This window comes from Psychrobacillus sp. FSL W7-1493 (genome assembly GCF_038004905.1).
GTDB lineage: Bacteria > Bacillota > Bacilli > Bacillales_A > Planococcaceae > Psychrobacillus.
The window spans coordinates 1,286,553-1,313,000 of record NZ_JBBOSB010000001.1 but is presented as its reverse complement, the minus strand read 5'-3'; the positions used below and the strand labels follow the sequence as shown (position 1 = coordinate 1,313,000).

Here is a 26,448-nt window from a genome sequence, read left to right as displayed (position 1 = left end):
AGTCCATTACCTCTCCCATATATAAAGGAATACTAATCCTCAAAGTCGTCATGATATTCCATTTCAGTTGAAATTGGGAATATTGCTTTTATCTCTTCAGCCTTTTCTTCATCTACGTTTGAAAAAATGATTTCAGCTCCATATTGCCCAATTTCTAATTGTTCTTCTCCATTTGTGTTGAAAAACATGGTGAACCATTTCAGTCCCCCTATTGGGTCTTGAGAATAGTTTCGGAAAAACAATCTGTTCTCATCGGTTAAATTTACGGTAAAAATCTTCATTAACCCTTCATTCAGTGCCTCAAAGCTTTTTTCAGAAAGCTCATTGACTACTTCCTCTTCCTCAGCCCAGCAATGTATCACTACTTCCGAATACTCATTCGTATACTGATCCCATAAGTCCTCCCAAAAGCTTAAATCTATTGGGAACACCGACTTTTCCTCTAAACTCATTGACTCTACTTTAACAACTAACTGACCCACTTATTTGCCTCCTCCATGTTTTTTCATCCATATACACACGTCCTTCACTACTTGTCGATTTACTTTAGAAGGAAAGTAATGTGTGAAGTCTGGATAATACCATGTCTCTACAATTTTGTTATACCCTATTAAAGCCTGTTCTAACACTTTTGCATGCTCAATTGAAACATTCACATCTTCTCTCCCATGAATGATTAACACAGGGGCATGAATTTCTTCGATTTGGTTCAATACATTCCTTCCCTCATATTCTTCCTCACGGTTTGAGGGAGTCCCACCTATTACGCGTTTCATCATTCTTCGCATATCCAGTCTTTCCTCATATGTTAGATAAATATCAGATACTCCCGCCCAGGAAACAAGCGAGGTGATGTCTTCTCTTATAACAGCTGTCCATAAGGCCATCATGCCACCCCTAGAAAAGGCAAAAAGATGGACTTTGTCGGGGTTGCAAAATTGTTTTAATACATCCACCGCATAAACGGCATCCCATCGATCCTCGCCACCAAACTCATCTCTTCCTTCTCCGCCACGATTTCCACGATAATAAGGGGCAAAGATAACAAGTCCTTGAGAAGCAAATTGAGCAATTCGTGCAGGGCGAACCATGCCAACCCCTTGGATCCCTCCTCTGCAATACAGCATTCCATCATAAATTCCCTCTTTGATCGGATATGCTAGCATTCCTTTTATCCGTAAGCCACAGGACCAGTATGTAATTTCTTTTAAATGCACATTCGGATTTGGAGATGGATATACACGAATTCTATCAATCGTTCCATCTTTCTTCATAAATCATCACCTCTTTAAGAATGACTTCCATTCCTTTGTCCTTCATATGAAAGCTTAAGTTAGGACAAGATTTTAGCTCCTTTGACGTGAGCCAGACTGCTCCATCTGTTTCATACTGTACTGCCTCTGTATGTATATCCTTCACCTCTGCTATAAATACCGCCTTACAAAATGGTTTCACATCATGAACTACATATTCGGCAAACCATTCTAATCGGTATACTGCTACATTCGTTTCTTCTAAAGTTTCTCGGATAGCAGCTTCCTCTATAGTTTCATATACCTCTTTTTTACCACCTGGAAACTCTATTCCTCTTTTAGGATGGTTAGTTAATAACCATTTATGATTTTTCTGTGCTAAAACGAGCACATGCTGAGGCACTATTGAAAAGTTACCTTTTTCAAAACTAAGATCCACCCTATATCCATTTAAATCATTAAAAGAAATCATATATGTACTCTCCCTTGTAATTCATTGCTTGATGTTGCTGTTTGACTGTATATTTACTTTAAAAGTTTATCATAGGCAATAAAAAAAGGTTTAGCATAAAACTAAACCAGGAGTCTAAATAATAATAAACAAGTAAACAAGCATGATTCCTAAATCCGCTATACTATGACTGACAATGGATGGAACAATAGTATGAAATTTTGAGCGAAAAATGCCCCACATAATTCCTGCAAGGAATACCATCAAGGTAGCGAAAACAGGTATATGGAAAATAGGCATGACCACTACAAAATGATATAGGGCATAAAAGAATGCCGTTATAATAATTGTAAGCTTCGAGCCTAGTCTATGTTGTAATCGGTCATACATAAACCGTCTCCAATAAAATTCTTCCAGTATGGGGTTAATGAAGATAAGGAAAAGTACAAGGAAAATTACTTTCGCTCCTGTAAAATCCCATTGGACAAGTGCTACTTCTAAGCCTTCTCGATCTATAACTACCGCTTGAAGTAAATAGGCAAAACCGTAAATAGCTACTAAGCAAATTATTCCGCTAATAATTCCTACTGTCATTGAGTATTTTGGCTGAGGTACTATTAAACGAGTACGCTTTTTACTTCTGTAGCTAACCAGAATGGGAACAAGAAGTAACCAGCCATAGAAAAGCAAAAAAGTAATGGGCACATTCTTTATAAGAAGAAGACCTAAAATGATCATAATAGTAGGTCCAATTAGTAAAATAAGCTGTTTAACCATATAACCTCCTAATTTTTTTGAGATTTATCATAAGAAAAAAGACTTGGTAATGCACCAAGTCTTAACCTTCCCACTTTTCTTGCTCCTGTTGTTTATAATTTTTGCCGCCTTCTTGACTGTTTTGGCCAGCGTTAACCTTTGCCTTGTCTTGTGGGGAAAGATTTAAAAGTGAGCTTGCATTACGGTAAGTTGTTGTATCATTACCTTTTCCATTAACATTTTTAGTCATTATAGATGCCTACTTTCTTTAAAAAATGGAAGCTGTTCAATAAATGCTTGCGAGTCCCTGTCACTAAACTCATGAATAAGAGCATACAGCTTTTTTATACGGTTGTCGTATTCTTCATTAGAAAAATCATTACTATAATATTTCAATGGCACATGCGCTCTCCAAAAGGTGTTCATATCTTTATGATACAGCTGATAAAACAAAGTTTCAAAAACTGGGATAATATCCTGCCTTGCTGTTATTTCATATTCCCATGGCGATTCATCTGGATACAAGTATACTCTCCGTTGACTCAACGAAACGTAAGCTTTAATTTCTGTCATATCACACATCCTTTTCGTGTAGTATGTTCTCAAAATAAAAAAACATGCACCATATATGGTACATGTTTTTCTCTTACGCTTGTACGTCTACTACTGATCCTTTAAAAGGATGTGTAGCAGGTTGAGGCATACTCTCTAGCATTTCCACTGCTGCTACAGTTTCCATATTAAGTGCATTTTTCATAACACTCATTTGAACTGTTTGTTGTAGCTGTGCTAGCTGAGAAGACATGATGGAGTTAATATCCAAAATAATTCCCCCTTACAAGCTTATTATCGACATAAAGTTCACTTATTCCATTATTTATTGGAATCTCCTAAAAATGCATTTAGCATCCATTGGTGTTTCTCGATTTTTTGATAGATGGCATTTAGGACATCCTCTGTCATATCATCTTCATCCTTAGCAGCCTCTTCCATCCCTTTTTTCAAGGACTTCATGATTTTATCAAAATCTTTTACTACTCCTTCTACCATATCCTCGGCAGTTTCTTTGTTATTTGCTTCCTTCACCTCAGAAAGCTCTAAATGCTCTTTTAAGGTAGCACTTGGTTTTCCACCTAAAGTTAATAAGCGCTCTGCTATTTCATCCATATTTAAAGTTGTTTCGTTATATAGTTCTTCAAATTTTGCATGTAGCGTAAAAAATTGTGGCCCTTTTACATACCAATGATAATTATGTAGTTTTGTATACATTACTGAAAATGTTGCTACTAGATTATTTAGTTCTTTATTCAATGCTGCTGACATAAAATTGACACTCTCCTCTAAAATTATAGTTGCTTTCTCTTTTCATATACCTCTTATTTTCTTACAATAAACATAAGACATTAAAATGGAGTGAGCTAATATGGTATTTTGGATCTTAGGTATAGCAATTATATTCAGTATTGTTGGTTTTACCTTTCTATATAAATTAGCAACAAAAGAAAATATATCCGCTATTGACCCTAAACCGAAGGATACAGACGTATGAAGCGAATCCTATTAAGTATTTTTCGCTTTTATCAAAAATTTATATCACCATTGTCTCCACCTAGCTGTCGCTTCTATCCAACATGCTCCCACTATGGAGTTGAGGCTGTAGAAAAACATGGTGCCATAAAAGGTAGCTACCTAACGGTTAAACGTATATCTAAATGTCATCCATTTCATGAGGGTGGATTTGACCCAGTTCCAGAAGAATGGCCTTTGAAGAAAAAATAATTCAAAGGCTATTTTTTCTTGCCTTTTTGAACAAAATACTGTAAGCTAATAAAGTTCTCATCCATTAAAACGTAATCATTACTATTTAGAAGGGTTGATAAATTTGAAACGTCTTTTCCTATTATGCATATTAACGTTTATTTTATTCATCGCTGCTTGTGGGAAGCAAGAAGAAGCAACCACAGCAGAAGGTGGCCAATTAGATATATATACAACTGTTTATCCGCTCCAATATTTCACAGAACGAATTGGAGGAAATGAAGTAAAGGTCCAATCTATTTATCCACCAGGTGCCAATGAGCATACATTTGAACCTACTCAAAAGGATATGATTGCTCTGGCTGATGCTGATTTATTCTTTTACATCGGTTTGGGGCTAGAAGGATTTGTGGAAAATGCAAAAAAGACTTTAGCTGAGGAAAATGTAGAAATGGTAGCCGTAATTGATGGCGTGCCAGACAGTGCTTTAGAAGTGAACGTGGATGAACATGACCACCATGATGAAGAAGACTCAGAAGCTCACGATCACGCTTCAGATACAACAGAAGAAGGACACGAAGGGCATGATCATGGCGATACTGATCCTCACGTATGGATTTCACCAAAAATTAGTCAAGATCTTGCTTTAACAGTTAAAAATAAGCTAGTAAAATCTTCACCTGAAAATGAAAAATTATTTGAAGAAAACTATCAAGCACTTGTTAGCGAGCTTCAACAATTAGATACAGACTTTGAAGAAATGTCTCACGCTGCATCATCTAAAACGTTTTTTGTTTCCCATGCAGCATTCGGTTATTTGGCAGACACATATGGCCTAGAACAAATTGCTATAGCGGGGTTAAACTCTCAGCAGGAGCCTTCTCAAAAGGAGCTAACTAAGATCATTGACATGGCTAAAGAGAAAAATGTAGAGTATATTCTATTTGAACAAAATGTAAACTCTAAACTGACAGAAGTCATTCAAAAAGAAATTGGAGCAGAAAGCCTAGTGCTCCACAATCTAGGTGTCCTTTCTAAAGAGGATATAGCAAATGAAGAAACCTACTTTACTTTAATGCAAAAAAATCTAGAAACTTTAAAAACAGCTTTAAATTAGAACAGTTTTCTAGTTAGAAACGCGAGAATGTTGATATAACGACATTCTCGCGTTTCTTTTATTATGAAGAGTCACCTACATTAGTTGGTCTACTGATATTATTGGTGTGACCGACCGATTTTGTGGCAGATCCGACCGATTATTCGCTGTGACCGACCGATTCTTTGAGGTAACCGACCGATTATCTCGCTAAACCGACCGATTATTGACTATAACCGACCGATTCCTAAATTATTAACATCAGCTTCTTATTAAGAAAGTCTACCTAGGTACTGTTTTATTTCATCGTATAACGCTTCGACTTCTTTGGAGCTATCTAGCTGGAGGACGGGACTATTGGATAATTCCATTTCATAGCGCTGTGCCACATATGTCCCTCCTTGACTTTTATCGGTTTCCGTCAAGTATGTTTTGCACCATTCTATAAAGTCATTCGTATATAATCCATGCTCGTCTAGCCACGATTGTTTACCAGTTTTGCGGGAAATTTCTCTTTTTCTTATGCGGTCCATTCTTTCATTCTCCGGTAAAGACAGAAAGACTAAAAGATCCCGATTGGAAAAGCCATCTGGATGCCATGAAAAAATAGAGCCTGAGACTACATAACACTTATTAGAAGTGATATCAAGCTGATACATTTCTCTTCTTATTTCAATTGGATTATTTTCTAGAAACGTATCGTCCTTCCACAGATAGGAATCGGTATCGATCCATTTTATTTGCTCTCGCTGTGCAATATATTCACCTAATGTACTCTTCCCCGTTCCAGATCCACCTATAATTTGAATTCTCATATGTTTCCCCTCCTCATAGCAAAAGAATAACCCGTAAAAAAAGCCGAGAATGCTGTTCTCTCGGCTTTATAAATATTCATGAAGCTTTCTTCTTAAAATTTTATTGGAAGCATTTCTAGGTAGCTCCTCGATAAAATAATAACGGACAGGCTGTTTATACGTAGCAAGCTGGGGTTTCATAAATGATTTTAATTCTTCTTCGGTAACCTCGCTCTTCAACACAACAAAGGCAATCGGTACGTGTCCCCATTTATCATCCTGAATACCAGTTACTCCGGCTTCTTTTACAGCACTATGCTTAACTATGGCCTGCTCCACTTCAGCAGGATAAATATTTTCCCCACCCGAAATGATTAAATCTGATCTACGGTCGACGACGTATAAATAACCTTCGTCATCTATATAGCCCATATCTCCCGTATGGAGCCACCCATCATCCTGTGGATCCTTGGAAGATGATGCTCCAACATAACCTTTCGTAACATGTGGTCCTTTAATACAGATTTCTCCTATCTCCTTTTCTCCAGAAATACGTATTTCTGCGAAAAAGAGTGGCTTTCCTGCTGAGCCTAGCTTACGAATAGCATCCTCACTAGACAATGTCGTGGTTTGTGAAGACGTCTCCGTCATACCATATGTCTGTAAAACAGGTATCTTACATTTAATGGCTCGTTCCAAATAATGGAGAGGAACAGGCCCTCCACCGACTAGCATAGATTGGAAAGTATCCGGGAATGTTAGATTCCGTTCCTCTAAGACACTAATCAATCTTTCTAACGTTACAGCGACTACAGACATTCTAGTAACAGTTCCATTTAAAATTTCCTCTATAGACTTATATGCATCAAACTTTGTATGCAGGCTGACTGTCATACCATATAGAACGGAACGCATTAGAATAGAAAATCCGCTAATATGAAACAATGGCATTGCGCATAACCAGCAATCATTAGGCTGAACACCTAGATTTAAAGCAGATCCAGTTGCACTCATCACATGGTTTTCCAGTGTTTGGCGGACGCCCTTTGGCTTCCCTGTCGTACCAGATGTGTACATAATAGTGATTGTTCTATCCTTTGGCCATTCATAGTCTATTTGAAATCTCTTGTTAGAGGCTTCTGTAACCTGATTAAAGGATATCCGGTTACCATACGTCAAGCTTCTATCTAACCGATCGACTAATAATACGTCAGACTGACTATCATTTAATTGATAAATCAGCTCGTCCTCTGTTAAACGTTCATTAAGCATGACAAGCTCACAGCCCAATTGCATGCAGCCATGTAAAACTGTCACTAGCTGTGGGCTGGAGGACGCCAATATAGCAATTCTCATCCCTTTGTTAACACCTAATGTATGTAGCTTCTCGGCAAAGTCTATTGCCTCCTGATGTAATTGGGAGAATGTCCATTGTTGGTCTTCAAATATGATAGCTAATCTATTTGGCGTAAGACTTGCTCGTTTAACCAAGAGATTAGGGTACATAAAAAACAACTCCTTTATTAAGTAAAGCACAAGCAAATGTATTCTATCTTTTAAAAAAAGCTGCCCTTTAAAGGACAGCTTAGGAAAACTCATAAATTTCTAATCACGGGAAACGTGGGAATTGACCAAAGTCTGGTTTACGTTTTTCTTTAAACGCATCGCGACCTTCTTTAGCTTCCTCAGTTGTGTAATAAAGAAGTGTTGCATCTCCAGCTAATTGTTGAAGACCAGCAAGTCCATCTGTATCAGCATTCATAGCTGCTTTTAAGAAACGAAGTGCGGTTGGGCTCTTTTCTAGCATTTCCTCACACCATTGAACAGTCTCGTCCTCTAGTTGCTCATAAGGAACAACAGTGTTAACTAAGCCCATATCTAACGCTTGTTTTGCATCATATTGACGGCATAGGTACCAAATTTCACGTGCTTTCTTGTGACCAATGATACGAGCTAAATAGCCTGAACCATATCCAGCATCAAAGGAGCCTACGTTTGGACCAGTTTGTCCAAAAATAGCATTGTCCGCAGCGATTGTTAAGTCACAAACTACGTGTAATACATGACCTCCACCAATTGCATATCCAGCTACCATAGCTACAACTGGCTTAGGAATTATACGGATTAAACGTTGTAGGTCTAATACGTTTAGACGAGGAATTTCATCCTCTCCTACGTATCCACCATGTCCGCGAACCTTTTGGTCTCCACCAGAACAGAAAGCTTTTTCGCCTTCTCCAGTTAGAATAATTACACCAACATTTTTGTCATCGCGTGCGCGAGAAAATGCGTCGATCATTTCCATCACTGTTTTAGGACGGAAAGCATTTCGCACTTCTGGGCGATTAATCGTTACTTTAGCAATTCCATTATAGAATTCATATTTAATGTCTTCATATGTATGTAATGTTGTCCATTCACGAGTCATCTTACATCCTCCTTCAAAATTATATCCTCTACTATTGTAGCAAACAATTTGGGATTTTCCACATGAATTGCATGGCCCACACCATTTATTATTTTCCAGTCAGCATTTGGTAATATAGCTAACATCTTTTTAGCAATTTCACAGAACTTCTTATCTAGCTCTCCCGTTAACATGATTACTGGAAATTCAAGAGAGCCTAGCTTATCCCATAACGAAGGCTGCACTCCAGTGCTAAATCCCGTCAAGCTATTCGACAAACCCATTGCTGTTTGAGATATTCGCTCTTCTCTTATCTGTTGCTGCTTCTTCAGTGATAAACTCTTTTGCGAATCAAACAAAGGGATCTGCTCCCAGTGATCTGTAAATGCAAGGACACCGTCTACTAGAATTTTTTCAGCCAGCTTGCTATCCGCTAATTTTCTTTGTATACGAGCTTCCTCATCCTTTATGCCTGGAGAACTGCTTTCTAGTATTAAACAGTCGACCTCATACTTACTTGCATAGGCAAGTGCCAATCTACCACCCATAGAATACCCTATAAGCGTAAAATGATCCCAGCCTATCTGTTGGATTAGTGCATGGAGATCCTCCACCTGCTCCCCAGCAAAGTAACGGCTAGCATTTTCAGGCTTGTCACTTTCCCCGTGGCCAATTAAATCAATGGTTAGCAGCTCAATAGAAGGATCTAGAGAAGCAATAACTTCCTCCCATGTCCTACTAGATCCAGTAAATCCATGCAGAAAGACTGCCTTCTTCTCGGCACCTGTATTGTACCTATTAACTTTCATTTGAATGGACCTAACGGTTATTAAGCTTTCCAAGTGACATCCAGCTCCTTAGTGATTGCTGCCCAAAGCTTTCGATGAGTTTCTGTATTGTTCTGTCGATCTGTACGAACTTCAATCATACGAATATTCTTCGTTTTATCCTTACTTAAGACAGCTTGAAAATCTTCCTTAGTATGTACTACATCATATTGAGCATCGTACATAGTAGCAATAGCTGAAAATTCAAGCCCTGTAGGTGTCCCGAACAAATGCTCAAAGTAATTAGTTTCCGTAGATTGTGGCAAGTAAGAGAATATGCCCCCTCCATCATTATTCATAATAACAATGGTTAAATCTGTTTCGCTAAAACGAGTGACTATTAATCCATTTACATCATGGAGAAATGCCAAATCCCCGATTAATAGATAGCCAGGTCTTTTAGTTGCTACTTGAATTCCTAAAGCAGTAGACACGACTCCATCAATTCCGTTTGTTCCTCTATTGGCATATACATGGATATCCTTAGCGGTTTTATTGAAAAAGGTATCTACATCACGTATAGGCATGCTGCTACTAGCTATTAAATCCGTTTTGTCTGGAAGCACCTCAAATAATGTTCCTGCTAAGGCACCCTCGTCTGTTTGCTCTGAAATATACGTCTGAATATGATTCGTTGCTATATCATTGGCCTTAGACCAATTTTCTAGATAGCTAGATGGTTGTTTTTCTCCTACCTGCAACCAAAGAGATGACGGATCTACTTGTAAGTGATGGGTTACGACATGAAGAGAGTCTCTAAATAATGGGCTTTCATCTACAGCTATAAAGGTTTTAGGAGGGTTTGCCTCTAAAAACTTCATAAGAGGCTTAGAAACCGGCTGAGCTCCAAAACGAATGACAGCATTAGGGATAGCTGATTGCATAAACACTTCACTTTTTAAAATAGCGTCATATTGGTCTATACATAAATGCATACAATCCTTAGGTACATTACTTCGAAGCGTGGACAATGGATCCGCTAGTACTGGCCATTGTATAGCTTTCACAAACTCCCAGAAACCTACTGTTGAGTTTAAGGAATCCCCTGCAATAATAAGTCCCTTCTCTGTGTCTGTTATTAACTGAGTATACCAATGGATGCATTCTTTACTTGGCACAAGCATCCCTAATTCTGTTTGCTGCATTTGAGGCACGGAAGCAGGCCGATCCATTTCTAACAATAGTGGCTCACGAAACGGCACGTTGATATGAACTGGTCCCATCGGTGCATTCCTAGTAGAAGAAACTGCACGATGAATATGTCTCTCTATAAACGCGAGGCTTTCTTCTCTTTCCTCAGGTAAGGGAAAATCAACCGACCATTTTACATGCTTACCAAATAGATGTATTTGGTCTATCGCTTGAGGAGCACCTACCTCTCTAAGTTCATGTGGGCGATCCGCTGTCACAATAAGTAATGGTATTCTTGCATAATATGCTTCCACTATCGCCGGAAAGAAATTCGCAGCAGCAGTACCAGAAGTACACAATAGAACAACAGGGTTCTTTTTCGCTTTGGCAATTCCTAAAGCAAAATATCCTGCAGAACGCTCATCAATTTGTCTATATAAGTTAAAGCCTGTCGTTTTTGCAAACCCATATGCTAAAGGAGTGGATCTAGATCCTGGGCATAGCACGATATCCTCTATGCCCGCTTGTTTAATAGTTTCTACAAATTGATTGACATAAGATGTTAGAAAGCTCGCGTTAGTCATTCATATTTCCTCCCAAAGTTCGAAGCATTGGTCGGAATTTGACTCTTGTTTCTTCAAACTCTTCTAAAGAGGTGGACTCGGAAACTAATCCGCCTCCAGCATATAAATAAGCGTATTGGTTTTCTATGAGAGCGGAACGAATACCTACCGCAAACTCTCCATCTCCCTCGGCATTCACCCAGCCGATTGGAGCGGCATAGTAACCACGGTTCATTTGTTCAGATTCTCTAATAATCTCAATGGCCTCTTGTCGAGGTTCACCACCAAGTGCTGGTGTCGGATGCATAGCTTCTACAAACTCGAAAAGAGAAGAGCTTCCTTTAATTTTTCCCTCTATAGGTGTAAACAAGTGCTGAATATCTCTTATTTTCATAAGCTTTGGTCTAGCTGGAATCTTAACCTGCTCACAATATTGCTCAAATACTTTTCTAATCATCTGAACAACATATTCATGTTCCATTAAGTTTTTATTATCCGATAATAGCGCATCTCCAAGCTTCTTATCTTCCACTTGGTCTTTTCCTCTTCGAACGGATCCAGCCAAACCAGCAGATTCAACCTTGCCATTTTCCAGTTTTACTAATCTCTCTGGAGTCGCCCCAAAGAAAGTCTTGTCTTCTTTCTCAAGACCAAATAAATAACTTTCAGGTTGCTCCATCGATGCATTGTAAATTGCTGTAGATGGTGAAAAGATATCATCAAAGGTTAACTTTAGGGAGCGCCCAATGACTACCTTGTTTACTTCCTTATTACGAATTCTTTCCGTTACAGTTTCAACCGCTGATAAGTATTCTTCCTTTAATCTATCTTCTCGTTGAAGAAGATGTGGCTTTTTATGGACCTTTAGTTCTTTCACTTGAGCTGTATGAATTAATGTATCTCTTTCTATACGTAAACGCTCAAAAGCTGCAGAGCTGTCCTCTTCCTCTGTAATATGATGAATACTTACAAAAGCCTGGTCGTCCTGTATGACTAATTGAAATGTAGCCACAGCAAAAAAACTAGACGGGAAGCTATTCCATTCCGATGATATATTATTTGAAGGATCGAAAGAGAATCCACCAAATAGAATTGGAGACACATCTGCTTTCTCTATTAATGAGCATGCACAAAGGTCGTCCCATTTTTGAGCTATATCGGTGTATCTATTTTTCTCTAAATCATTAGACAGAACATAGGCATGTCCAAGTCCAACCAATGTGAACGTTTTCTCTTTGTTTTGCCAAAAGAATCGTTTCCCTTTATAGTAATCCTCTCCTGCCTCAAAAAAAGCATGAGCAGACATTCTAGATACTTCTATTGTTTCTGTATAAAAACGTAATGTTGATTTATTTTGCCCGGTGGTGTTCGGCATATATATGACCTCCGTATAAATTACCTGCTAGTTTAAGTTCATGTTTTATTACTCTACCCTTTATCATACAACTTTCTCCGCGTTTCGGCACACATTTAGCTACAAATGTATGCTAAAATTGAAGTTGATTCTTTAAAAGGAGAGAAATTTATATGTCACAAGAACTACAAGCTGATAAAGGCTGGCGTATATGGTGGAAGTTAACAAGACCACACACGTTAACTGCATCGTTTGCCCCTGTATTTTTAGGTACAATGATTGCCCTTTATTACGTAAATATTGATTGGCCTTTATTCTTAGCAATGCTCATTGCGTGCTTGTTTATACAAGCTGCTACGAATATGTTTAATGAGTACTACGACTTTGAAAGAGGTCTAGATAGTGAAGAATCTATCGGCATTGGTGGCGCAATAGTCCGCAATGGTGTCAAACCAAAGACAGTGCTTCAACTAGCCTTAGTACTATACGTCCTAGCCGCTCTGTTAGGTATTTATATTTGTTCCCAATCATCTTGGCTTTTATTGATCATTGGTGCCGTTTGTATGCTCATTGGATACTTATATACCGGTGGACCTTACCCAATAGCTTATACACCGTTTGGAGAACTATTCAGTGGCGTGGTTATGGGAATGTTTATTGTTTTAATTGCTACATACATTCAGGTAGGTTCTATACCAAACTTTGCCTTGTTCCTATCTATCCCTAGCACTCTGCTTGTCGCTGCTATTATGCTTTCTAATAATATTCGAGATATTGTAGAGGATACAAAAGGCGGTAGGAAAACAATGGCTATCTTAATAGGTAGAGACAATGCTATTAATGTGTTAGCCTTATTTTTTATCGTTTCTTATGTATGGATCATCTTACTAGTAATTCTACAAATTATTACACCTTGGGCTTTACTAGTCTTCCTAAGTGCTAAGAAACCACTAGATGCTATAAAGCTATTTAAATCTAAAGAGAATCACCTTGAAGTTGGATTAGCAATGAAAAACACCGCACTTACCAATACCATTTTCGTATTTCTTTTAGGTATTGGCTTGTTAATAGGATTTTTAATATGATGATCAGTCAGGAAGTTAAACGCTTCCTGGCTTTTTTATTTGTGAAGTTTAAATTAGAGGTTGGAGAAGTGTAAACGAAGAAAGAAAAATCTAACCAAATAATAGATTTTGAGTAGTTTCTTTAGAATCGGACGGTTTTGTTCAATAATCGGTCGGTTAGGCATAATAATCGGTTGGTTCCCTTCAACAATCGGTCGGTTTTACCTGATAATCGGTCGGTGGAAGAACTTTTAGGAGTAAATCTCTTCACAAGAAGATAACGCTCCAAATGCTATAATGTAGAACCTACTCGATCACTTTAATGTAATCGTTCTGCTAACAATATTTGAAAGGAATTTCACAAACATGACAGGGAAGTTATTATAATTAAGTGCAGTATAGATTTACTACAATAAATACATTACTTTTCTTAATACCTCTTCCCTTAAGGACCTGCAGTGTTATAACGATCCTTACATATCATAAAGATAAAATAAAAAAGACAACCACCGAAGTGATTGTCTTTTTAAAGTTATGACCCCTACGGGATTCGAACCCGTGTTACCGCCGTGAAAGGGCGGTGTCTTAACCGCTTGACCAAGGGGCCTTATATATGGCGGAGAAGGAGGGATTTGAACCCTCGCGCCGGTTGCCCGACCTACACCCTTAGCAGGGGCGCCTCTTCAGCCACTTGAGTACTTCCCCATATATATGGCTCCGAAGGTAGGACTCGAACCTACGACCAATCGGTTAACAGCCGATTGCTCTACCACTGAGCTACTTCGGAATAATGGTGGGCCTAAATGGACTCGAACCATCGACCTCACGCTTATCAGGCGTGCGCTCTAACCAGCTGAGCTATAGGCCCATTAATTGGAGCGGGTGAAGAGAATCGAACTCTCATCATCAGCTTGGAAGGCTGAGGTTTTACCACTAAACTACACCCGCGTGATAAATGGTGGCTCAGGACGGAATCGAACCGCCGACACAAGGATTTTCAGTCCTTTGCTCTACCGACTGAGCTACTGAGCCTCTTCGATTTACGCTAAGCGGCACAACTCTTTGTCAGCTTCACTCACTCATTCAGTCACGTACTTTAGTACGCTTCTTCTTTCGTTCGATTGCTTCCTCGATTTGCTTGCTTATCCTAAATCTCTAACATATTGAATAATAAATGGCGGTCCCGACCGGGATCGAACCGGCGATCTCCTGCGTGACAGGCAGGCATGTTAACCGCTACACCACGGGACCATTTGGTTGCGGGGACAGGATTTGAACCTGTGACCTTCGGGTTATGAGCCCGACGAGCTACCGAACTGCTCCACCCCGCGACAATAAAATCGTTGAAATTTAAATCAACTATGTATTTAATAACTTTTCCGTTTCCAAGCTTACTTGCATAGATGTTATGTATAATTTCCCACTAACAATAAGATGGAGGAGGAAGAGGGATTCGAACCCCCGCGCGGTATGACCCGCCTGTCGGTTTTCAAGACCGATCCCTTCAGCCAGACTTGGGTATTCCTCCGAAAAATTATGTTGGTGGACCTTGCAGGACTCGAACCTGCGACCGGACGGTTATGAGCCGTCTGCTCTAACCAACTGAGCTAAAGGTCCTTAAGATGGCGGCAGAGGGAGTCGAACCCACGACCTTTCGGGTATGAACCGAATGCTCTAGCCAGCTGAGCTACGCCGCCAGGAACTTTAAAAGAAAATTTTATATTTGGTGGAGCCTAGCGGGATCGAACCGCTGACCTCCTGCGTGCAAGGCAGGCGCTCTCCCAGCTGAGCTAAGGCCCCAAATTTTTATTAATAACTGGTCGGGAAGACAGGATTCGAACCTGCGACCCCTTGGTCCCAAACCAAGTGCTCTACCAAGCTGAGCTACTTCCCGTATATATATTGGCGCGCCCGGCAGGAGTCGAACCCACAACCTTCTGATCCGTAGTCAGACGCTCTATCCAATTGAGCTACGGGCGCTAATGTTACTTAAAAGTGGTGCCGAGGACCGGAATCGAACCGGTACGGTAGTCACCTACCGCAGGATTTTAAGTCCTGTGCGTCTGCCAGTTCCGCCACCCCGGCACTTAGTGAATCTTTGGAGCGGAAGACGAGGTTCGAACTCGCGACCCCCACCTTGGCAAGGTGGTGTTCTACCACTGAACTACTTCCGCTCGGTTATTAAATTAAATGGTGCGGGTGAAGGGAGTCGAACCCCCACGCCTTGCGGCGCTAGATCCTAAGTCTAGTGCGTCTGCCAGTTCCGCCACACCCGCATATTTATTTCACAAAAGTGAATGAGCCATGAAGGACTCGAACCTTCGACCCTCTGATTAAAAGTCAGATGCTCTACCAACTGAGCTAATGGCTCGGAAAATGGTGCCGGAGAAAGGACTTGAACCCTCAACCTACTGATTACAAGTCAGTTGCTCTACCAGTTGAGCTACTCCGGCAGGAGTAAGTAATGGTGGAGGATGACGGGCTCGAACCGCCGACCCTCTGCTTGTAAGGCAGATGCTCTCCCAGCTGAGCTAATCCTCCTGGGTATTAAAATGTGATTTTATGTATTTTTATTGCAAGCCCAGCGACGTCCTACTCTTGCAGGGGGAGACCCCCAACTACCATCGGCGCTGAAGAGCTTAACTTCCGTGTTCGGTATGGGAACGGGTGTGACCTCTTCGCCATCATCACTAGACTTGAATAATTATTGAAAGACAAGTTTTATTATATCAACTATGTAGATTATTACAAGTGTTTTTTTAATAAAAATTTATTCTTTCAAAACTGAATAAACTGACATCTTAGAAACAAACAATTTGGTTAAGTCCTCGATCGATTAGTATTCGTCAGCTGCACGTGTCGCCACGCTTCCACCCCGAACCTATCTACCTCATCGTCTTTGAGGGATCTTACTTACTTGCGTAATGGGAAATCTCATCTTGAGGGGGGCTTCGTGCTTAGATGCTTTCAGCACTTATCCCGTCCACACATAGCTACCCAGCGATGCCCTTGGCAGAACAACTGGTACACCAGCGGTGTGTCCATCCCGGTCCTCTCGTACTAAGGACAGCTCCTCTCAAATTTCCTACGCCCACGACGGATAGGGACCGAACTGTCTCACGACGTTCTGAACCCAGCTCGCGTACCGCTTTAATGGGCGAACAGCCCAACCCTTGGGACCGACTACAGCCCCAGGATGCGATGAGCCGACATCGAGGTGCCAAACCTCCCCGTCGATGTGGACTCTTGGGGGAGATAAGCCTGTTATCCCCGGGGTAGCTTTTATCCGTTGAGCGATGGCCCTTCCATGCGGAACCACCGGATCACTAAGCCCGTCTTTCGACCCTGCTCGACTTGTAGGTCTCGCAGTCAAGCTCCCTTCTGCCTTTACACTCTTCGAATGATTTCCAACCATTCTGAGGGAACCTTTGGGCGCCTCCGTTACACTTTAGGAGGCGACCGCCCCAGTCAAACTGCCCGCCTGACACTGTCTCCTACCCGGGTTACGGGTATGGGTTAGAATTTCAATACAACCAGGGTAGTATCCCACCGACGCCTCCTCCGAAGCTGGCGCTCCGGGCTCTAAGGCTCCTACCTATCCTGTACAAGTTGCACCAAAATTCAATATCAAGCTACAGTAAAGCTCCACGGGGTCTTTCCGTCCTGTCGCGGGTAACCTGCATCTTCACAGGTACTATAATTTCACCGAGTCTCTCGTTGAGACAGTGCCCAGATCGTTACGCCTTTCGTGCGGGTCGGAACTTACCCGACAAGGAATTTCGCTACCTTAGGACCGTTATAGTTACGGCCGCCGTTTACTGGGGCTTCAATTCGCACCTTCGCTTGCGCTAAGCACTCCTCTTAACCTTCCAGCACCGGGCAGGCGTCAGCCCCTATACTTCACCTTACGGTTTTGCAGAGACCTGTGTTTTTGCTAAACAGTCGCCTGGGCCTATTCACTGCGGCTCTTCTAGGCTATTCACCCAAAAGAGCACCCCTTCTCCCGAAGTTACGGGGTCATTTTGCCGAGTTCCTTAACGAGAGTTCTCTCGCTCACCTTAGGATTCTCTCCTCGACTACCTGTGTCGGTTTGCGGTACGGGCACCTCCCACCTCGTTAGAGGCTTTTCTTGGCAGTGTGAAATCAGGAACTCCGGACATACGTCCTTGCCATCACAGCTCAATGTTACAGAGTGCGGATTTGCCTACACTCACACCTCACTGCTTGGACGTGCATAACCAACAGCACGCTTACCCTATCCTACTGCGTCCCCCCATCACTCAAACGGTGGGGTGGTGGTACAGGAATATCAACCTGTTGTCCATCGTCTACGCCTATCGGCCTCGACTTAGGTCCCGACTAACCCTGAGCGGACGAGCCTTCCTCAGGAAACCTTAGTCATACGGTGGATGGGATTCTCACCCATCTTTCGCTACTCATACCGGCATTCTCACTTCTAAGCGCTCCACCAGTCCTTCCGGTCTGACTTCAACGCCCTTAGAACGCTCTCCTACCACTGATACCAAAGGTATCAATCCACAGCTTCGGTGATTTGTTTAGCCCCGATACATTTTCGGCGCAGCGTCACTCGACCAGTGAGCTATTACGCACTCTTTAAATGATGGCTGCTTCTAAGCCAACATCCTGGTTGTCTAAGCAACGCCACATCCTTTTCCACTTAACAAATACTTTGGGACCTTAGCTGGTGGTCTGGGCTGTTTCCCTCTTGACTACGGATCTTATCACTCGCAGTCTGACTCCCAAACATAAATCATTGGCATTCGGAGTTTGTCTGAATTCGGTAACCCGGGATGGGCCCCTAGTCCAAACAGTGCTCTACCTCCAAGATTCTAACGTTTGAGGCTAGCCCTAAAGCTATTTCGGAGAGAACCAGCTATCTCCAGGTTCGATTGGAATTTCTCCGCTACCCACACCTCATCCCCGCACTTTTCAACGTGCGTGGGTTCGGACCTCCAGTAAGTGTTACCTCACCTTCATCCTGGACATGGGTAGATCACCTGGTTTCGGGTCTACGACCACATACTCATTCGCCCTATTCAGACTCGCTTTCGCTGCGGCTCCGTCTTCTCAACTTAACCTCGCATGTAATCGTAACTCGCCGGTTCATTCTACAAAAGGCACGCCATCACCCGTTAACGGGCTTTGACTATTTGTAGGCACACGGTTTCAGGGTCTATTTCACTCCCCTTCCGGGGTGCTTTTCACCTTTCCCTCACGGTACTGGTTCACTATCGGTCACTAGGTAGTATTTAGCCTTGGGAGATGGTCCTCCCGGATTCCGACGGAATTTCACGTGTTCCGCCGTACTCAGGATACACTCTGGAGGGAATGAACTTTTGACTACGGGGCTTTTACCCTATCCTGCGGACCTTTCCAGGTCGCTTCGTCTAGCTCATTCTTTTGTAACTCCGTATAGAGTGTCCTACAACCCCAAGAGGCAAGCCTCTTGGTTTGGGCTCTTCCCGTTTCGCTCGCCGCTACTCAGGGAATCGAATTTTCTTTCTCTTCCTCCAGGTACTTAGATGTTTCAGTTCCCTGGGTGTGTCTCAGATGCGCTATGTATTCACGCAAATGTACTGCCCCATTACGGACAGTGGGTTTCCCCATTCGGAAATCTTCGGATCGAAGCTCACTTACAGCTCCCCGAAGCATATCGGTGTTAGTGCCGTCCTTCATCGACTCCTAGTGCCAAGGCATCCACCGTGCGCCCTTATTAACTTAACCTAAAAGTTAAAAGTACTACACTTGCAATCACGTAAGTGATCACAATTTGAATATCTTGCGTTTGTTTCTTTTTTTGATGTCGTTTTATCCAGTTTTCAAAGAACAAGTTAAAAAGCTTTAAATGCTCATATAGAATGAACATTCAAAACTGAACTGCAAAACGTTAAGATACAGATAAAAATCTGTATTCCGAATATATCCTTAGAAAGGAGGTGATCCAGCCGCACCTTCCGATACGGCTACCTTGTTACGACTTCACCCCAATCATCTGTCCCACCTTCGGCGGCTGGCTCCCAAAAGGGTTACCCCACCGACTTCGGGTGTTACAAACTCTCGTGGTGTGACGGGCGGTGTGTACAAGGCCCGGGAACGTATTCACCGTGGCATGCTGATCCACGATTACTAGCGATTCCGGCTTCATGTAGGCGAGTTGCAGCCTACAATCCGAACTGAGAACGGTTTTATGGGATTTGCTCACCCTCGCGGGGTTGCGACCCTCTGTACCGTCCATTGTAGCACGTGTGTAGCCCAGGTCATAAGGGGCATGATGATTTGACGTCATCCCCACCTTCCTCCGGTTTATCACCGGCAGTCACCTTAGAGTGCCCAACTGAATGCTGGCAACTAAGATCAAGGGTTGCGCTCGTTGCGGGACTTAACCCAACATCTCACGACACGAGCTGACGACAACCATGCACCACCTGTCACCGCTGTCCCCGAAGGGAAAAGCCTATCTCTAGGCCGGTCAGCGGGATGTCAAGACCTGGTAAGGTTCTTCGCGTTGCTTCGAATTAAACCACATGCTCCACCGCTTGTGCGGGCCCCCGTCAATTCCTTTGAGTTTCAGTCTTGCGACCGTACTCCCCAGGCGGAGTGCTTAATGCGTTAGCTGCAGCACTAAGGGGCGGAAACCCCCTAACACTTAGCACTCATCGTTTACGGCGTGGACTACCAGGGTATCTAATCCTGTTTGCTCCCCACGCTTTCGCGCCTCAGCGTCAGTTACAGACCAGAAAGCCGCCTTCGCCACTGGTGTTCCTCCAAATCTCTACGCATTTCACCGCTACACTTGGAATTCCGCTTTCCTCTTCTGTACTCAAGTCCCCCAGTTTCCAATGACCCTCCACGGTTGAGCCGTGGGCTTTCACATCAGACTTAAAGGACCGCCTGCGCGCGCTTTACGCCCAATAATTCCGGACAACGCTTGCCACCTACGTATTACCGCGGCTGCTGGCACGTAGTTAGCCGTGGCTTTCTAATGAGGTACCGTCAAGGTACGAGCAGTTACTCTCGTACTTGTTCTTCCCTCACAACAGAGTTTTACGATCCGAAAACCTTCTTCACTCACGCGGCGTTGCTCCATCAGACTTTCGTCCATTGTGGAAGATTCCCTACTGCTGCCTCCCGTAGGAGTCTGGGCCGTGTCTCAGTCCCAGTGTGGCCGATCACCCTCTCAGGTCGGCTACGCATCGTCGCCTTGGTGAGCCGTTACCTCACCAACTAGCTAATGCGCCGCGGGCCCATCCTGTAGTGACAGCGAGATGCCGTCTTTTAACATTTCCTCATGTGAGGTAATGGATTATTCGGTATTAGCCCCGGTTTCCCGGAGTTATCCCAATCTACAGGGCAGGTTGCCCACGTGTTACTCACCCGTCCGCCGCTAAATCAGAAGAAGCAAGCTTCTTCATCATCCGCTCGACTTGCATGTATTAGGCACGCCGCCAGCGTTCGTCCTGAGCCAGGATCAAACTCTCCATAATAGAGAACTTAAAAAGCTCATTTTGTTTTGCTGGCATCATCATTAAATGATGTCAAAAATTGTTTTGCGTCAATCAAGCCGAAGCTTGTTGATGCTGTATGTCTTAACGTTTTGCATGTTCAGTTTTCAATGTTCATTGTGTCGTTTTGTTTTTGACGACTTTATTAGTATATCTCGCTTCAGTTAAGTTGTCAACAATTTTTTTAACTTCTTTTAAGTCGTTACTCACATGTTCTGAAGGACATGTATTAATATACAACGATTAAAAACAAAAAGCAATACCTTTTATTAAAATTTATAGGTTTTTCTTTAATTATTTGATCTTTTCCTTCTCTTTTACGTTAAAAACACCGATTTATAAAGGTTTTACCTTACTTTCACTAGTTCCTGCTTATAAAAACATCTTTATTACTACTGGATTATCTATTATAAATGCTACCTTGGCTTCTGGAAAAAACTATTTTTATCTCTAAGTGATATTAAGCAGAAAACTGGGTATGTAAGTATAAGATTAAAATTTCCACATATTCTTAACTATCTATATGAAAGGAGGCACCACGGTGGATTGGATTCCCTATCTAAACGGATATGGTGAAATATTAATAAAATTAGGTTTTGCGGCAACCCTAAGTTTAGTTATAGGGATTGAAAGAGAATTAAAAAAGAAACCAATTGGCCTTAAAACAAGCATCGTCATTGCAACCTTTAGTTGTTTACTAACATACATATCAATAGAGTCAGCTTACAAAGCACATCATGGTCATGATGGAGTAAATATAACTATGGATCCTTTACGATTGGCCGCACAAATAGTAAGCGGTATCGGCTTTCTTGGAGCAGGTGTCATTCTACGCAAGGGCAACGACAGTATAAGTGGACTTACTACGGCAGCAATGATTTGGGGAGCCGGCGGAATAGGTATAGCGGTAGGTGCGGGTTTTTATCTGGAAGCTGCCCTTACCGTTGTTATCGTACTAATAGGTATAGAAGTAATCCCTCCTCTTCTATCTAAAGTCGGTCCGAAGCGCTTACGATCCAAAGAATTATCATTAAAGGTTATTGTATTAAAACAAGAAAGCATATCTAAAATGTACTATTACTTAAAAGACTGTGGCTTTTATATCGATAGTATTCGGATAAAAGATATTAAATTAGAGAATGATGAGATAAAACATGAAGTTCATATCAGATTATCTATTCTAACTAAGAAAAACACGGTAGAATTTTATCATTCCATTGCAGAATTGGAATTTGTGGAAACTTTGGAATTAGAATCAATTTAAAAAAGGAGCAACTATCTATGGGACAATTTTTCACTTTACTAAAGGGTGGTAATAAACCATCTTTAATCGCAGCAGTTGTTAATACAATTATCGCAGCTTTAAAAGGAGGAGCATTTTTCTTAACAGGGAACGTAGCAATGTTCGCAGAGATGATGCACTCAATAGGAGATGCAGCCAATCAATTCTTCGTCTTTATAGGCTCTGCTCTTTCTAAAAAAGCGCCTACACCAAAATTCCCAAATGGTTTTGGTCGATTGGTAAACCTCGTTTGCTTGGGAGCAGTTATATTAGTAGGAATCTTGTCGTATGAAACGATAAAAGAAGGATGGCATCATATACAGCACCCAGTAGCATCAGGTGGGCTAGCAATTACGTTATCCGTCCTTGCTATTGCAATAATATTAGAGTTTATCGTCTTATATAAGGCAGGAAAAGAAATTTTACATGAAGTTGGTATTAAAGGAACCTTCCTTGCCCCCCTCACTACAAGCTTTACACACTTAAATAGAGCAAAACCTGCTACAAAGCTTGTGTTTATGGAGGATTTAGTTGCTACTTCAGGTGGTATCCTTGCATTTGTAGCTGTATTAATTTCACACTTTACAGGTTTTCTACAAGCTGAGGGTATTGCTTCTATCCTAATTGGTTTAATGATGTTCTATGTTGTAGGTAAAGTGTTCCTTGATAATGCAAGAGGAGCTCTTGGAGAAACCGATGAACAGATGCTAGTGCATATTGCACATGTAATTTCAGATGTAAAAGAAGTTAAAGACATTCAACAGTTAGAAGTTATTAAAGAAGGAGAATATCTACATGTAACATTAATTGCTGAAGTTGATGCCTCACTTTCCTTTGCAACAGTCGATGATATCCATGATGTCCTAAAGAATCTTATCCTAAGTCAACAAGGTGTATCTGACGTTACGATCTCCTTTGATGAAGATGATGGAGTTAAAACCTGGAAGCATCATAAAGATACTAAAACTGTTTTAAAAACTAAAAATAACTAAGTATGATTAGACATCCATTTCATTGGATGTCTTTTTGTTTCTATATATCTTTCTACTTTAATAAGGGTGCTCAGTCTCGAATCCAGTTGGTTTACTATTAGTCCCCCTATCTTAAGTAAGCAAAATCTTCAATACTCGTTAATTTTATAAGCTTTGTTAAAGCTATTGGTTGATTTTGACTAACAATTCTTTTTAATAGTGACTGTAAACATTGAAAAAGGAGCATTCAAATGGCTATTAAGAACATAAATAGATGATGAAATTGGGGTTGGTGGCAGTGTTTCAGCTTTGTTTATGTGAGTAAATTGATTCGATTTATAGTTTATAGATGCTAAAGCTGTTCCCATTTATTGATTGGAGCTCCAGACGGCGACATAAGCAGGGATGAGTGAGACAGATAAGACCTCACAACCACGCGCTTAAGCGATGGGTGAGGGTTTATCGCTAACCCCGCGGAAAGCGTCCGGCTGGGGCGGAAATCAATTCTACTCTCTGATTTAAAGATTTCTTTGCATTATAAATCAACCCTACCCTTTAACATAGCCAATTTATATAAGAATTCTCCTATCCCCTATCATTCAAAAAAGCACTGCATTTGCAGTGCTTTTGTTCATCGTTTTTCAGTATAGATCAAGGCTTTATAAATGACTTTCTTCTATTAGTTAGAGGCAAGCTGTTAAAATTGCTTTTGTATCGTCGGCATTTAACTTATTAAAATTACCATACTCGCCACGTACCATTGCTTTTTCTATCATTAAATCAATATTAGAATCATCTATATTATAATCTGACAGATTTTTCGGTGCCCCTAAGGAAGCCCAAAATGCAGCTAATTTCTCGATGCCTTCTAATCCAACTTCCTCCGTTGTTTTTCCCGAAGGATCTACTTGGAATACTTTAACAGCCAGCTTAGCAAAGCGCTCAGGATTTACATGTAGGTTATGACGCATCCATCTTGGGAAAATGATTGCCAATCCTCCAGCATGAGGAATATCATAAACAGCAGATACCGCGTGCTCTATGTTATGGCTCGCCCAGTCACCGTTATATCCCATTTGTAAGAATCCGTTTAAGCCTAGTGTTCCTGCAAACAATATGGTTTCTCTTAGTTCGTAGTTTTCTAAGTCCTTTACCAGCTTAGGAGCGGCATCTATAACTGTACGTAGAGTCCCCTCAATCATTTCATCTTGAACTGGAGTATTATTGCCATTGTTATAATATTGCTCGAACATATGAGACATCATATCCACAATTCCATATACCGTTTGATCTAACGGAACTGTAAACGTGTTAACAGGGTCTAATATTGAAAACTTAGGAAAAACTAATGGACTGCCCCAACCGTATTTTTCTAACGTGTCTTCATTTGTAATAACAGAACCGGAATTCATTTCAGAGCCAGTTGCTGCTAAAGTCAAAACAGTACCAAAAGGAAGCGCTTCTTTCGGAAATGCTTTACGTGTAACTAAGTCCCATGGATCTCCCTCATATTTGGCAGCAGCTACTATTAGTTTAGTGCAGTCTATTACAGAACCGCCCCCTACTGCTAGTACCACTTCAATTCCCTCAGACTTACAAAGGTCGGCACCTCGTTTTGCGGTAGACAGTCTAGGATTAGGCTCAACTCCTGCTAATTCAAATACTTCCATGCCAGCTTCATTTAAATGGCTCATTACCTCATCATATAAGCCATTTTTTTTGATACTCCCACCACCGTATACTAATAGAACTTTTTTTCCAAATACAGAAAGCTCCGTAGGTAGTTTCGATAATTGTCCTTTACCAAAAATTAATTTGACTGGATTATAAAAAGAAAATGCATTCATATTCTTTATCCCCTTTCTTTACAATACTTATCATATAAAAAACCGCTTGCAAAATACAAGCGGTTCAACCTATTGATTATACCCAGCCACGGAAGCGTGAAGCTTCTGCAGTTCTACGTACACCAACCATATATGCAGCTAAACGCATATCTATATTACGAGTAGAAGCTACTTCGTAGATATTTTCAAATGCATCCACCATTTTTTTCACTAACTTATCGTTAACTTCGTCCTCTGTCCAGTAGTAACCTTGGTTATTTTGTACCCATTCAAAGTAAGATACAGTAACTCCACCAGCACTAGCTAATACGTCAGGAACTAGTAAGATTCCACGTTCATATAGAATTCTAGTAGCCTCTGAAGTAGTTGGGCCATTTGCTGCCTCTACTACTATATTTGCCTTAATATTATGAGCATTGTCAGAAGTAATTTGGTTTTCAATAGCAGCTGGTACTAAAATATCACAATCTAATTCTAATAACTCTTCATTAGAAATAGTGTTTTCAAACAAAGTTGTTACTGTTCCAAAGCTATCACGACGATCTAATAAATAATCTATATCTAAGCCATTAGGGTCATGTAATGCACCGTAAGCATCGGAAATACCAATTACTTTTGCACCTTGATCGCTCAAGAACTTAGCAAGGAAGCTTCCTGCGTTTCCGAAACCTTGAATAACCACTCTAGCACCCATCATATCAATGCCGCGTTTCTTAGCTGCTTCATTAATAATAATTGTAACACCTTGTGCTGTTGCACGGTCACGACCTTGAGAGCCACCAAGAACTAAAGGTTTCCCAGTAATAAATCCTGGAGAGTTAAATTGGTCCATGCGACTATATTCATCCATCATCCATGCCATAATTTGCGCATTTGTAAAAACGTCTGGAGCAGGTATATCTTTTGTTGGTCCAACAATTTGGCTAATTGCACGTACATAGCCACGGCTTAGACGTTCAATTTCTCCCATTGACATTTCACGTGGATCACAAGCTACTCCACCTTTACCTCCACCATATGGAAGATCAACGATTCCAGCTTTTAAAGTCATCCACATAGAAAGTGCTTTCATTTCTTCAGGTGTTACGCCTGGGTGAAAACGGACTCCACCCTTTGTTGGTCCAACCGCATCGTTATGCTGTGAACGGTAACCAGTAAATACTTTTACAGTATTGTCATCCATTCTTACTGGGATTCTTACCTCTAACATACGAAGTGGTTCTTTTAACAAATCATACATTGCCTCGTCGTAGCCTAATTTTTGCAAAGCCTCTTTAATGACAGCCTGCGTTGATGTGAACAGGTTTAGATTTTCAGCCATTTATTATTTCGCCTCTTTAATTCATAATGATTTCATCGGAAATAATTGTA

The 26,448-nt window shown here is 41.2% G+C and carries 22 protein-coding genes, 20 tRNA genes and 3 rRNA genes; 6 read left to right on the top strand and 39 right to left on the bottom strand.

Annotation, left to right across the window (positions count from 1 at the left end):
* Positions 1–32 precede the first annotated feature (32 nt).
* From MKX96_RS06710 to MKX96_RS06675, 8 genes are all read right to left on the bottom strand, one after another.
* On the bottom strand, positions 33–482 hold the full coding sequence (locus tag MKX96_RS06710) for a hypothetical protein (protein ID WP_340882932.1): 450 nt from the start codon (positions 480–482) through the stop codon (positions 33–35).
* Entirely contained in the window at positions 483–1,274 is a 792-nt protein-coding gene (locus MKX96_RS06705; protein ID WP_340882931.1) for an alpha/beta hydrolase family protein, read from the bottom strand.
* The gene (locus MKX96_RS06700) at positions 1,252–1,725 is read right to left on the bottom strand and encodes an NUDIX domain-containing protein (protein ID WP_340882929.1); all 474 of its coding nucleotides are present in this window, start codon (positions 1,723–1,725) and stop codon (positions 1,252–1,254) included. Before MKX96_RS06700 ends, MKX96_RS06705 begins: the two co-directional genes overlap by 23 nt.
* A 114-nt stretch (positions 1,726–1,839) precedes the next feature.
* Positions 1,840–2,481 (bottom strand): CPBP family intramembrane glutamic endopeptidase, encoded by a 642-nt coding sequence (locus MKX96_RS06695; RefSeq protein ID WP_340882928.1) that lies wholly within the window; start codon positions 2,479–2,481, stop codon positions 1,840–1,842.
* A gap of 61 nt (positions 2,482–2,542) precedes the next feature.
* Complete coding sequence (locus MKX96_RS06690) at positions 2,543–2,710, bottom strand: hypothetical protein (RefSeq protein WP_340882927.1); 168 nt, start codon at positions 2,708–2,710, stop codon at positions 2,543–2,545.
* A complete protein-coding gene (locus tag MKX96_RS06685; protein WP_340882925.1) occupies positions 2,710–3,033 on the bottom strand; it encodes a transposase in 324 nt (107 codons plus the stop codon). Before MKX96_RS06685 ends, MKX96_RS06690 begins: the two co-directional genes overlap by 1 nt.
* Before the next feature lie 73 nt (positions 3,034–3,106).
* Positions 3,107–3,283, bottom strand: coding sequence for a putative motility protein (locus tag MKX96_RS06680; RefSeq protein WP_340882924.1), 177 nt, complete (start codon positions 3,281–3,283; stop codon positions 3,107–3,109).
* A 50-nt stretch (positions 3,284–3,333) separates the two neighbouring features.
* Positions 3,334–3,783: a Dps family protein gene (locus MKX96_RS06675; protein WP_340882923.1), complete on the bottom strand. Its 450-nt coding sequence runs from the start codon at positions 3,781–3,783 to the stop codon at positions 3,334–3,336.
* 100 nt (positions 3,784–3,883) lie between these two features.
* Here MKX96_RS06675 and MKX96_RS06670 point away from each other — a divergent pair, with 100 nt between their 5' ends.
* From MKX96_RS06670 to MKX96_RS06660, 3 genes are all read left to right on the top strand, one after another.
* Positions 3,884–4,009 (top strand): hypothetical protein, encoded by a 126-nt coding sequence (locus MKX96_RS06670; protein ID WP_340882921.1) that lies wholly within the window; start codon positions 3,884–3,886, stop codon positions 4,007–4,009.
* On the top strand, positions 4,006–4,239 hold the full coding sequence (gene yidD, locus MKX96_RS06665) for a membrane protein insertion efficiency factor YidD (RefSeq protein WP_169359972.1): 234 nt from the start codon (positions 4,006–4,008) through the stop codon (positions 4,237–4,239). The genes MKX96_RS06670 and yidD overlap by 4 nt, the downstream gene beginning before the upstream one ends.
* 103 nt (positions 4,240–4,342) lie before the next feature.
* Positions 4,343–5,335 (top strand): metal ABC transporter solute-binding protein, Zn/Mn family, encoded by a 993-nt coding sequence (locus MKX96_RS06660; RefSeq protein WP_340882919.1) that lies wholly within the window; start codon positions 4,343–4,345, stop codon positions 5,333–5,335.
* A gap of 251 nt (positions 5,336–5,586) precedes the next feature.
* Here MKX96_RS06660 and MKX96_RS06655 read toward each other — a convergent pair whose 3' ends face one another.
* From MKX96_RS06655 to MKX96_RS06630, 6 genes are all read right to left on the bottom strand, one after another.
* Entirely contained in the window at positions 5,587–6,129 is a 543-nt protein-coding gene (locus tag MKX96_RS06655) for an AAA family ATPase (protein WP_340882917.1), read from the bottom strand.
* Positions 6,130–6,195: 66 nt separating this feature from the next.
* A complete protein-coding gene (locus MKX96_RS06650; protein WP_340882915.1) occupies positions 6,196–7,614 on the bottom strand; it encodes an o-succinylbenzoate--CoA ligase in 1,419 nt (472 codons plus the stop codon).
* Positions 7,615–7,717: 103 nt separating this feature from the next.
* On the bottom strand, positions 7,718–8,536 hold the full coding sequence (gene menB, locus MKX96_RS06645) for a 1,4-dihydroxy-2-naphthoyl-CoA synthase (protein WP_340882913.1): 819 nt from the start codon (positions 8,534–8,536) through the stop codon (positions 7,718–7,720).
* Positions 8,533–9,357 (bottom strand): 2-succinyl-6-hydroxy-2,4-cyclohexadiene-1-carboxylate synthase, encoded by an 825-nt coding sequence (gene menH / locus MKX96_RS06640; RefSeq protein ID WP_340882910.1) that lies wholly within the window; start codon positions 9,355–9,357, stop codon positions 8,533–8,535. Before menH ends, menB begins: the two co-directional genes overlap by 4 nt.
* Positions 9,345–11,057, bottom strand: a complete 1,713-nt coding sequence (gene menD / locus MKX96_RS06635) for a 2-succinyl-5-enolpyruvyl-6-hydroxy-3-cyclohexene-1-carboxylic-acid synthase (RefSeq protein ID WP_340882908.1) — start codon at positions 11,055–11,057, stop codon at positions 9,345–9,347. Before menD ends, menH begins: the two co-directional genes overlap by 13 nt.
* Positions 11,050–12,411, bottom strand: a complete 1,362-nt coding sequence (locus tag MKX96_RS06630) for an isochorismate synthase (RefSeq protein ID WP_340882906.1) — start codon at positions 12,409–12,411, stop codon at positions 11,050–11,052. The genes menD and MKX96_RS06630 overlap by 8 nt, the downstream gene beginning before the upstream one ends.
* A 152-nt stretch (positions 12,412–12,563) precedes the next feature.
* Here MKX96_RS06630 and MKX96_RS06625 point away from each other — a divergent pair, with 152 nt between their 5' ends.
* On the top strand, positions 12,564–13,475 hold the full coding sequence (locus MKX96_RS06625; RefSeq protein WP_340882904.1) for a 1,4-dihydroxy-2-naphthoate polyprenyltransferase: 912 nt from the start codon (positions 12,564–12,566) through the stop codon (positions 13,473–13,475).
* Positions 13,476–13,989: 514 nt separating this feature from the next.
* Here the strand turns inward: MKX96_RS06625 and MKX96_RS06620 are convergent.
* The 23 genes from MKX96_RS06620 to MKX96_RS06510 all read right to left on the bottom strand — a co-directional run bounded on the left by MKX96_RS06620 (position 13,990) and on the right by MKX96_RS06510 (position 20,959).
* Positions 13,990–14,061 (bottom strand) — tRNA-Glu (locus MKX96_RS06620).
* Positions 14,062–14,068: 7 nt separating this feature from the next.
* Positions 14,069–14,159, bottom strand: a tRNA-Ser gene (locus MKX96_RS06615).
* Between the two features lie 7 nt (positions 14,160–14,166).
* Positions 14,167–14,241: transfer RNA gene (locus MKX96_RS06610), tRNA-Asn, on the bottom strand.
* Between the two features lie 4 nt (positions 14,242–14,245).
* A tRNA-Ile gene (locus MKX96_RS06605) sits at positions 14,246–14,322 on the bottom strand.
* Positions 14,323–14,328: 6 nt separating this feature from the next.
* Positions 14,329–14,402, bottom strand: a tRNA-Gly gene (locus MKX96_RS06600).
* Between the two features lie 8 nt (positions 14,403–14,410).
* Positions 14,411–14,486: transfer RNA gene (locus MKX96_RS06595), tRNA-Phe, on the bottom strand.
* A 143-nt stretch (positions 14,487–14,629) separates the two neighbouring features.
* Positions 14,630–14,705: transfer RNA gene (locus MKX96_RS06590), tRNA-Asp, on the bottom strand.
* Between the two features lie 3 nt (positions 14,706–14,708).
* Positions 14,709–14,785, bottom strand: a tRNA-Met gene (locus MKX96_RS06585).
* Positions 14,786–14,889: 104 nt separating this feature from the next.
* Positions 14,890–14,982 (bottom strand) — tRNA-Ser (locus MKX96_RS06580).
* A 12-nt stretch (positions 14,983–14,994) separates the two neighbouring features.
* A tRNA-Ile gene (locus MKX96_RS06575) sits at positions 14,995–15,071 on the bottom strand.
* Between the two features lie 6 nt (positions 15,072–15,077).
* Positions 15,078–15,151 (bottom strand) — tRNA-Met (locus tag MKX96_RS06570).
* 27 nt (positions 15,152–15,178) lie between these two features.
* Positions 15,179–15,254: transfer RNA gene (locus MKX96_RS06565), tRNA-Ala, on the bottom strand.
* 17 nt (positions 15,255–15,271) lie between these two features.
* A tRNA-Pro gene (locus MKX96_RS06560) sits at positions 15,272–15,348 on the bottom strand.
* Positions 15,349–15,357: 9 nt separating this feature from the next.
* Positions 15,358–15,434: transfer RNA gene (locus MKX96_RS06555), tRNA-Arg, on the bottom strand.
* Between the two features lie 16 nt (positions 15,435–15,450).
* Positions 15,451–15,539 (bottom strand) — tRNA-Leu (locus tag MKX96_RS06550).
* Positions 15,540–15,553: 14 nt separating this feature from the next.
* Positions 15,554–15,628: transfer RNA gene (locus MKX96_RS06545), tRNA-Gly, on the bottom strand.
* A 17-nt stretch (positions 15,629–15,645) separates the two neighbouring features.
* Positions 15,646–15,730 (bottom strand) — tRNA-Leu (locus MKX96_RS06540).
* 22 nt (positions 15,731–15,752) lie between these two features.
* Positions 15,753–15,825, bottom strand: a tRNA-Lys gene (locus tag MKX96_RS06535).
* Between the two features lie 6 nt (positions 15,826–15,831).
* Positions 15,832–15,907, bottom strand: a tRNA-Thr gene (locus MKX96_RS06530).
* Between the two features lie 12 nt (positions 15,908–15,919).
* Positions 15,920–15,995: transfer RNA gene (locus tag MKX96_RS06525), tRNA-Val, on the bottom strand.
* Positions 15,996–16,033: 38 nt separating this feature from the next.
* Positions 16,034–16,149: ribosomal RNA gene (rrf, locus tag MKX96_RS06520) — 5S ribosomal RNA — on the bottom strand.
* A 121-nt stretch (positions 16,150–16,270) separates the two neighbouring features.
* Positions 16,271–19,199 (bottom strand): 23S ribosomal RNA (locus tag MKX96_RS06515).
* Between the two features lie 205 nt (positions 19,200–19,404).
* Positions 19,405–20,959: ribosomal RNA gene (locus MKX96_RS06510) — 16S ribosomal RNA — on the bottom strand.
* The 16S, 23S and 5S rRNA genes sit together here with 20 tRNA genes alongside, the layout of an rRNA operon.
* 559 nt (positions 20,960–21,518) lie before the next feature.
* On the opposite strand from MKX96_RS06510, the gene MKX96_RS06505 reads away from it, so the two are divergent.
* Positions 21,519–22,241, top strand: a complete 723-nt coding sequence (locus tag MKX96_RS06505; RefSeq protein WP_340882902.1) for an MgtC/SapB family protein — start codon at positions 21,519–21,521, stop codon at positions 22,239–22,241.
* 17 nt (positions 22,242–22,258) lie between these two features.
* Positions 22,259–23,251: a cation diffusion facilitator family transporter gene (locus MKX96_RS06500; protein WP_340882899.1), complete on the top strand. Its 993-nt coding sequence runs from the start codon at positions 22,259–22,261 to the stop codon at positions 23,249–23,251.
* Between the two features lie 662 nt (positions 23,252–23,913).
* Here MKX96_RS06500 and MKX96_RS06495 read toward each other — a convergent pair.
* Both MKX96_RS06495 and MKX96_RS06490 read right to left on the bottom strand, forming a co-directional pair.
* Complete coding sequence (locus MKX96_RS06495; RefSeq protein WP_340882897.1) at positions 23,914–25,077, bottom strand: iron-containing alcohol dehydrogenase; 1,164 nt, start codon at positions 25,075–25,077, stop codon at positions 23,914–23,916.
* Positions 25,078–25,153: 76 nt separating this feature from the next.
* Entirely contained in the window at positions 25,154–26,398 is a 1,245-nt protein-coding gene (locus tag MKX96_RS06490) for a Glu/Leu/Phe/Val family dehydrogenase (RefSeq protein ID WP_169359682.1), read from the bottom strand.
* Positions 26,399–26,448 lie beyond the last annotated feature (50 nt).

Excerpts from the sequence above, each read along its gene's own strand:
- MKX96_RS06705 (WP_340882931.1), bottom strand. The coding sequence starts at position 1,274 with ATGAAGAAAGATGGAACGATTGATAGAATTCGTGTATATCCATCTCCA.
- MKX96_RS06700 (WP_340882929.1), bottom strand. The coding sequence starts at position 1,725 with ATGATTTCTTTTAATGATTTAAATGGATATAGGGTGGATCTTAGTTTT.
- MKX96_RS06695 (WP_340882928.1), bottom strand. The coding sequence starts at position 2,481 with ATGGTTAAACAGCTTATTTTACTAATTGGACCTACTATTATGATCATT.
- MKX96_RS06690 (WP_340882927.1), bottom strand. The coding sequence starts at position 2,710 with ATGACTAAAAATGTTAATGGAAAAGGTAATGATACAACAACTTACCGT.
- MKX96_RS06685 (WP_340882925.1), bottom strand. The coding sequence starts at position 3,033 with ATGACAGAAATTAAAGCTTACGTTTCGTTGAGTCAACGGAGAGTATAC.
- MKX96_RS06675 (WP_340882923.1), bottom strand. The coding sequence starts at position 3,783 with ATGTCAGCAGCATTGAATAAAGAACTAAATAATCTAGTAGCAACATTT.
- MKX96_RS06670 (WP_340882921.1), top strand. The coding sequence starts at position 3,884 with ATGGTATTTTGGATCTTAGGTATAGCAATTATATTCAGTATTGTTGGT.
- yidD (WP_169359972.1), top strand. The coding sequence starts at position 4,006 with ATGAAGCGAATCCTATTAAGTATTTTTCGCTTTTATCAAAAATTTATA.
- MKX96_RS06655 (WP_340882917.1), bottom strand. The coding sequence starts at position 6,129 with ATGAGAATTCAAATTATAGGTGGATCTGGAACGGGGAAGAGTACATTA.
- MKX96_RS06650 (WP_340882915.1), bottom strand. The coding sequence starts at position 7,614 with ATGTACCCTAATCTCTTGGTTAAACGAGCAAGTCTTACGCCAAATAGA.
- menB (WP_340882913.1), bottom strand. The coding sequence starts at position 8,536 with ATGACTCGTGAATGGACAACATTACATACATATGAAGACATTAAATAT.
- menD (WP_340882908.1), bottom strand. The coding sequence starts at position 11,057 with ATGACTAACGCGAGCTTTCTAACATCTTATGTCAATCAATTTGTAGAA.
- MKX96_RS06630 (WP_340882906.1), bottom strand. The coding sequence starts at position 12,411 with ATGCCGAACACCACCGGGCAAAATAAATCAACATTACGTTTTTATACA.
- MKX96_RS06625 (WP_340882904.1), top strand. The coding sequence starts at position 12,564 with ATGTCACAAGAACTACAAGCTGATAAAGGCTGGCGTATATGGTGGAAG.
- MKX96_RS06500 (WP_340882899.1), top strand. The coding sequence starts at position 22,259 with ATGGGACAATTTTTCACTTTACTAAAGGGTGGTAATAAACCATCTTTA.
- MKX96_RS06495 (WP_340882897.1), bottom strand. The coding sequence starts at position 25,077 with ATGAATGCATTTTCTTTTTATAATCCAGTCAAATTAATTTTTGGTAAA.
- MKX96_RS06490 (WP_169359682.1), bottom strand. The coding sequence starts at position 26,398 with ATGGCTGAAAATCTAAACCTGTTCACATCAACGCAGGCTGTCATTAAA.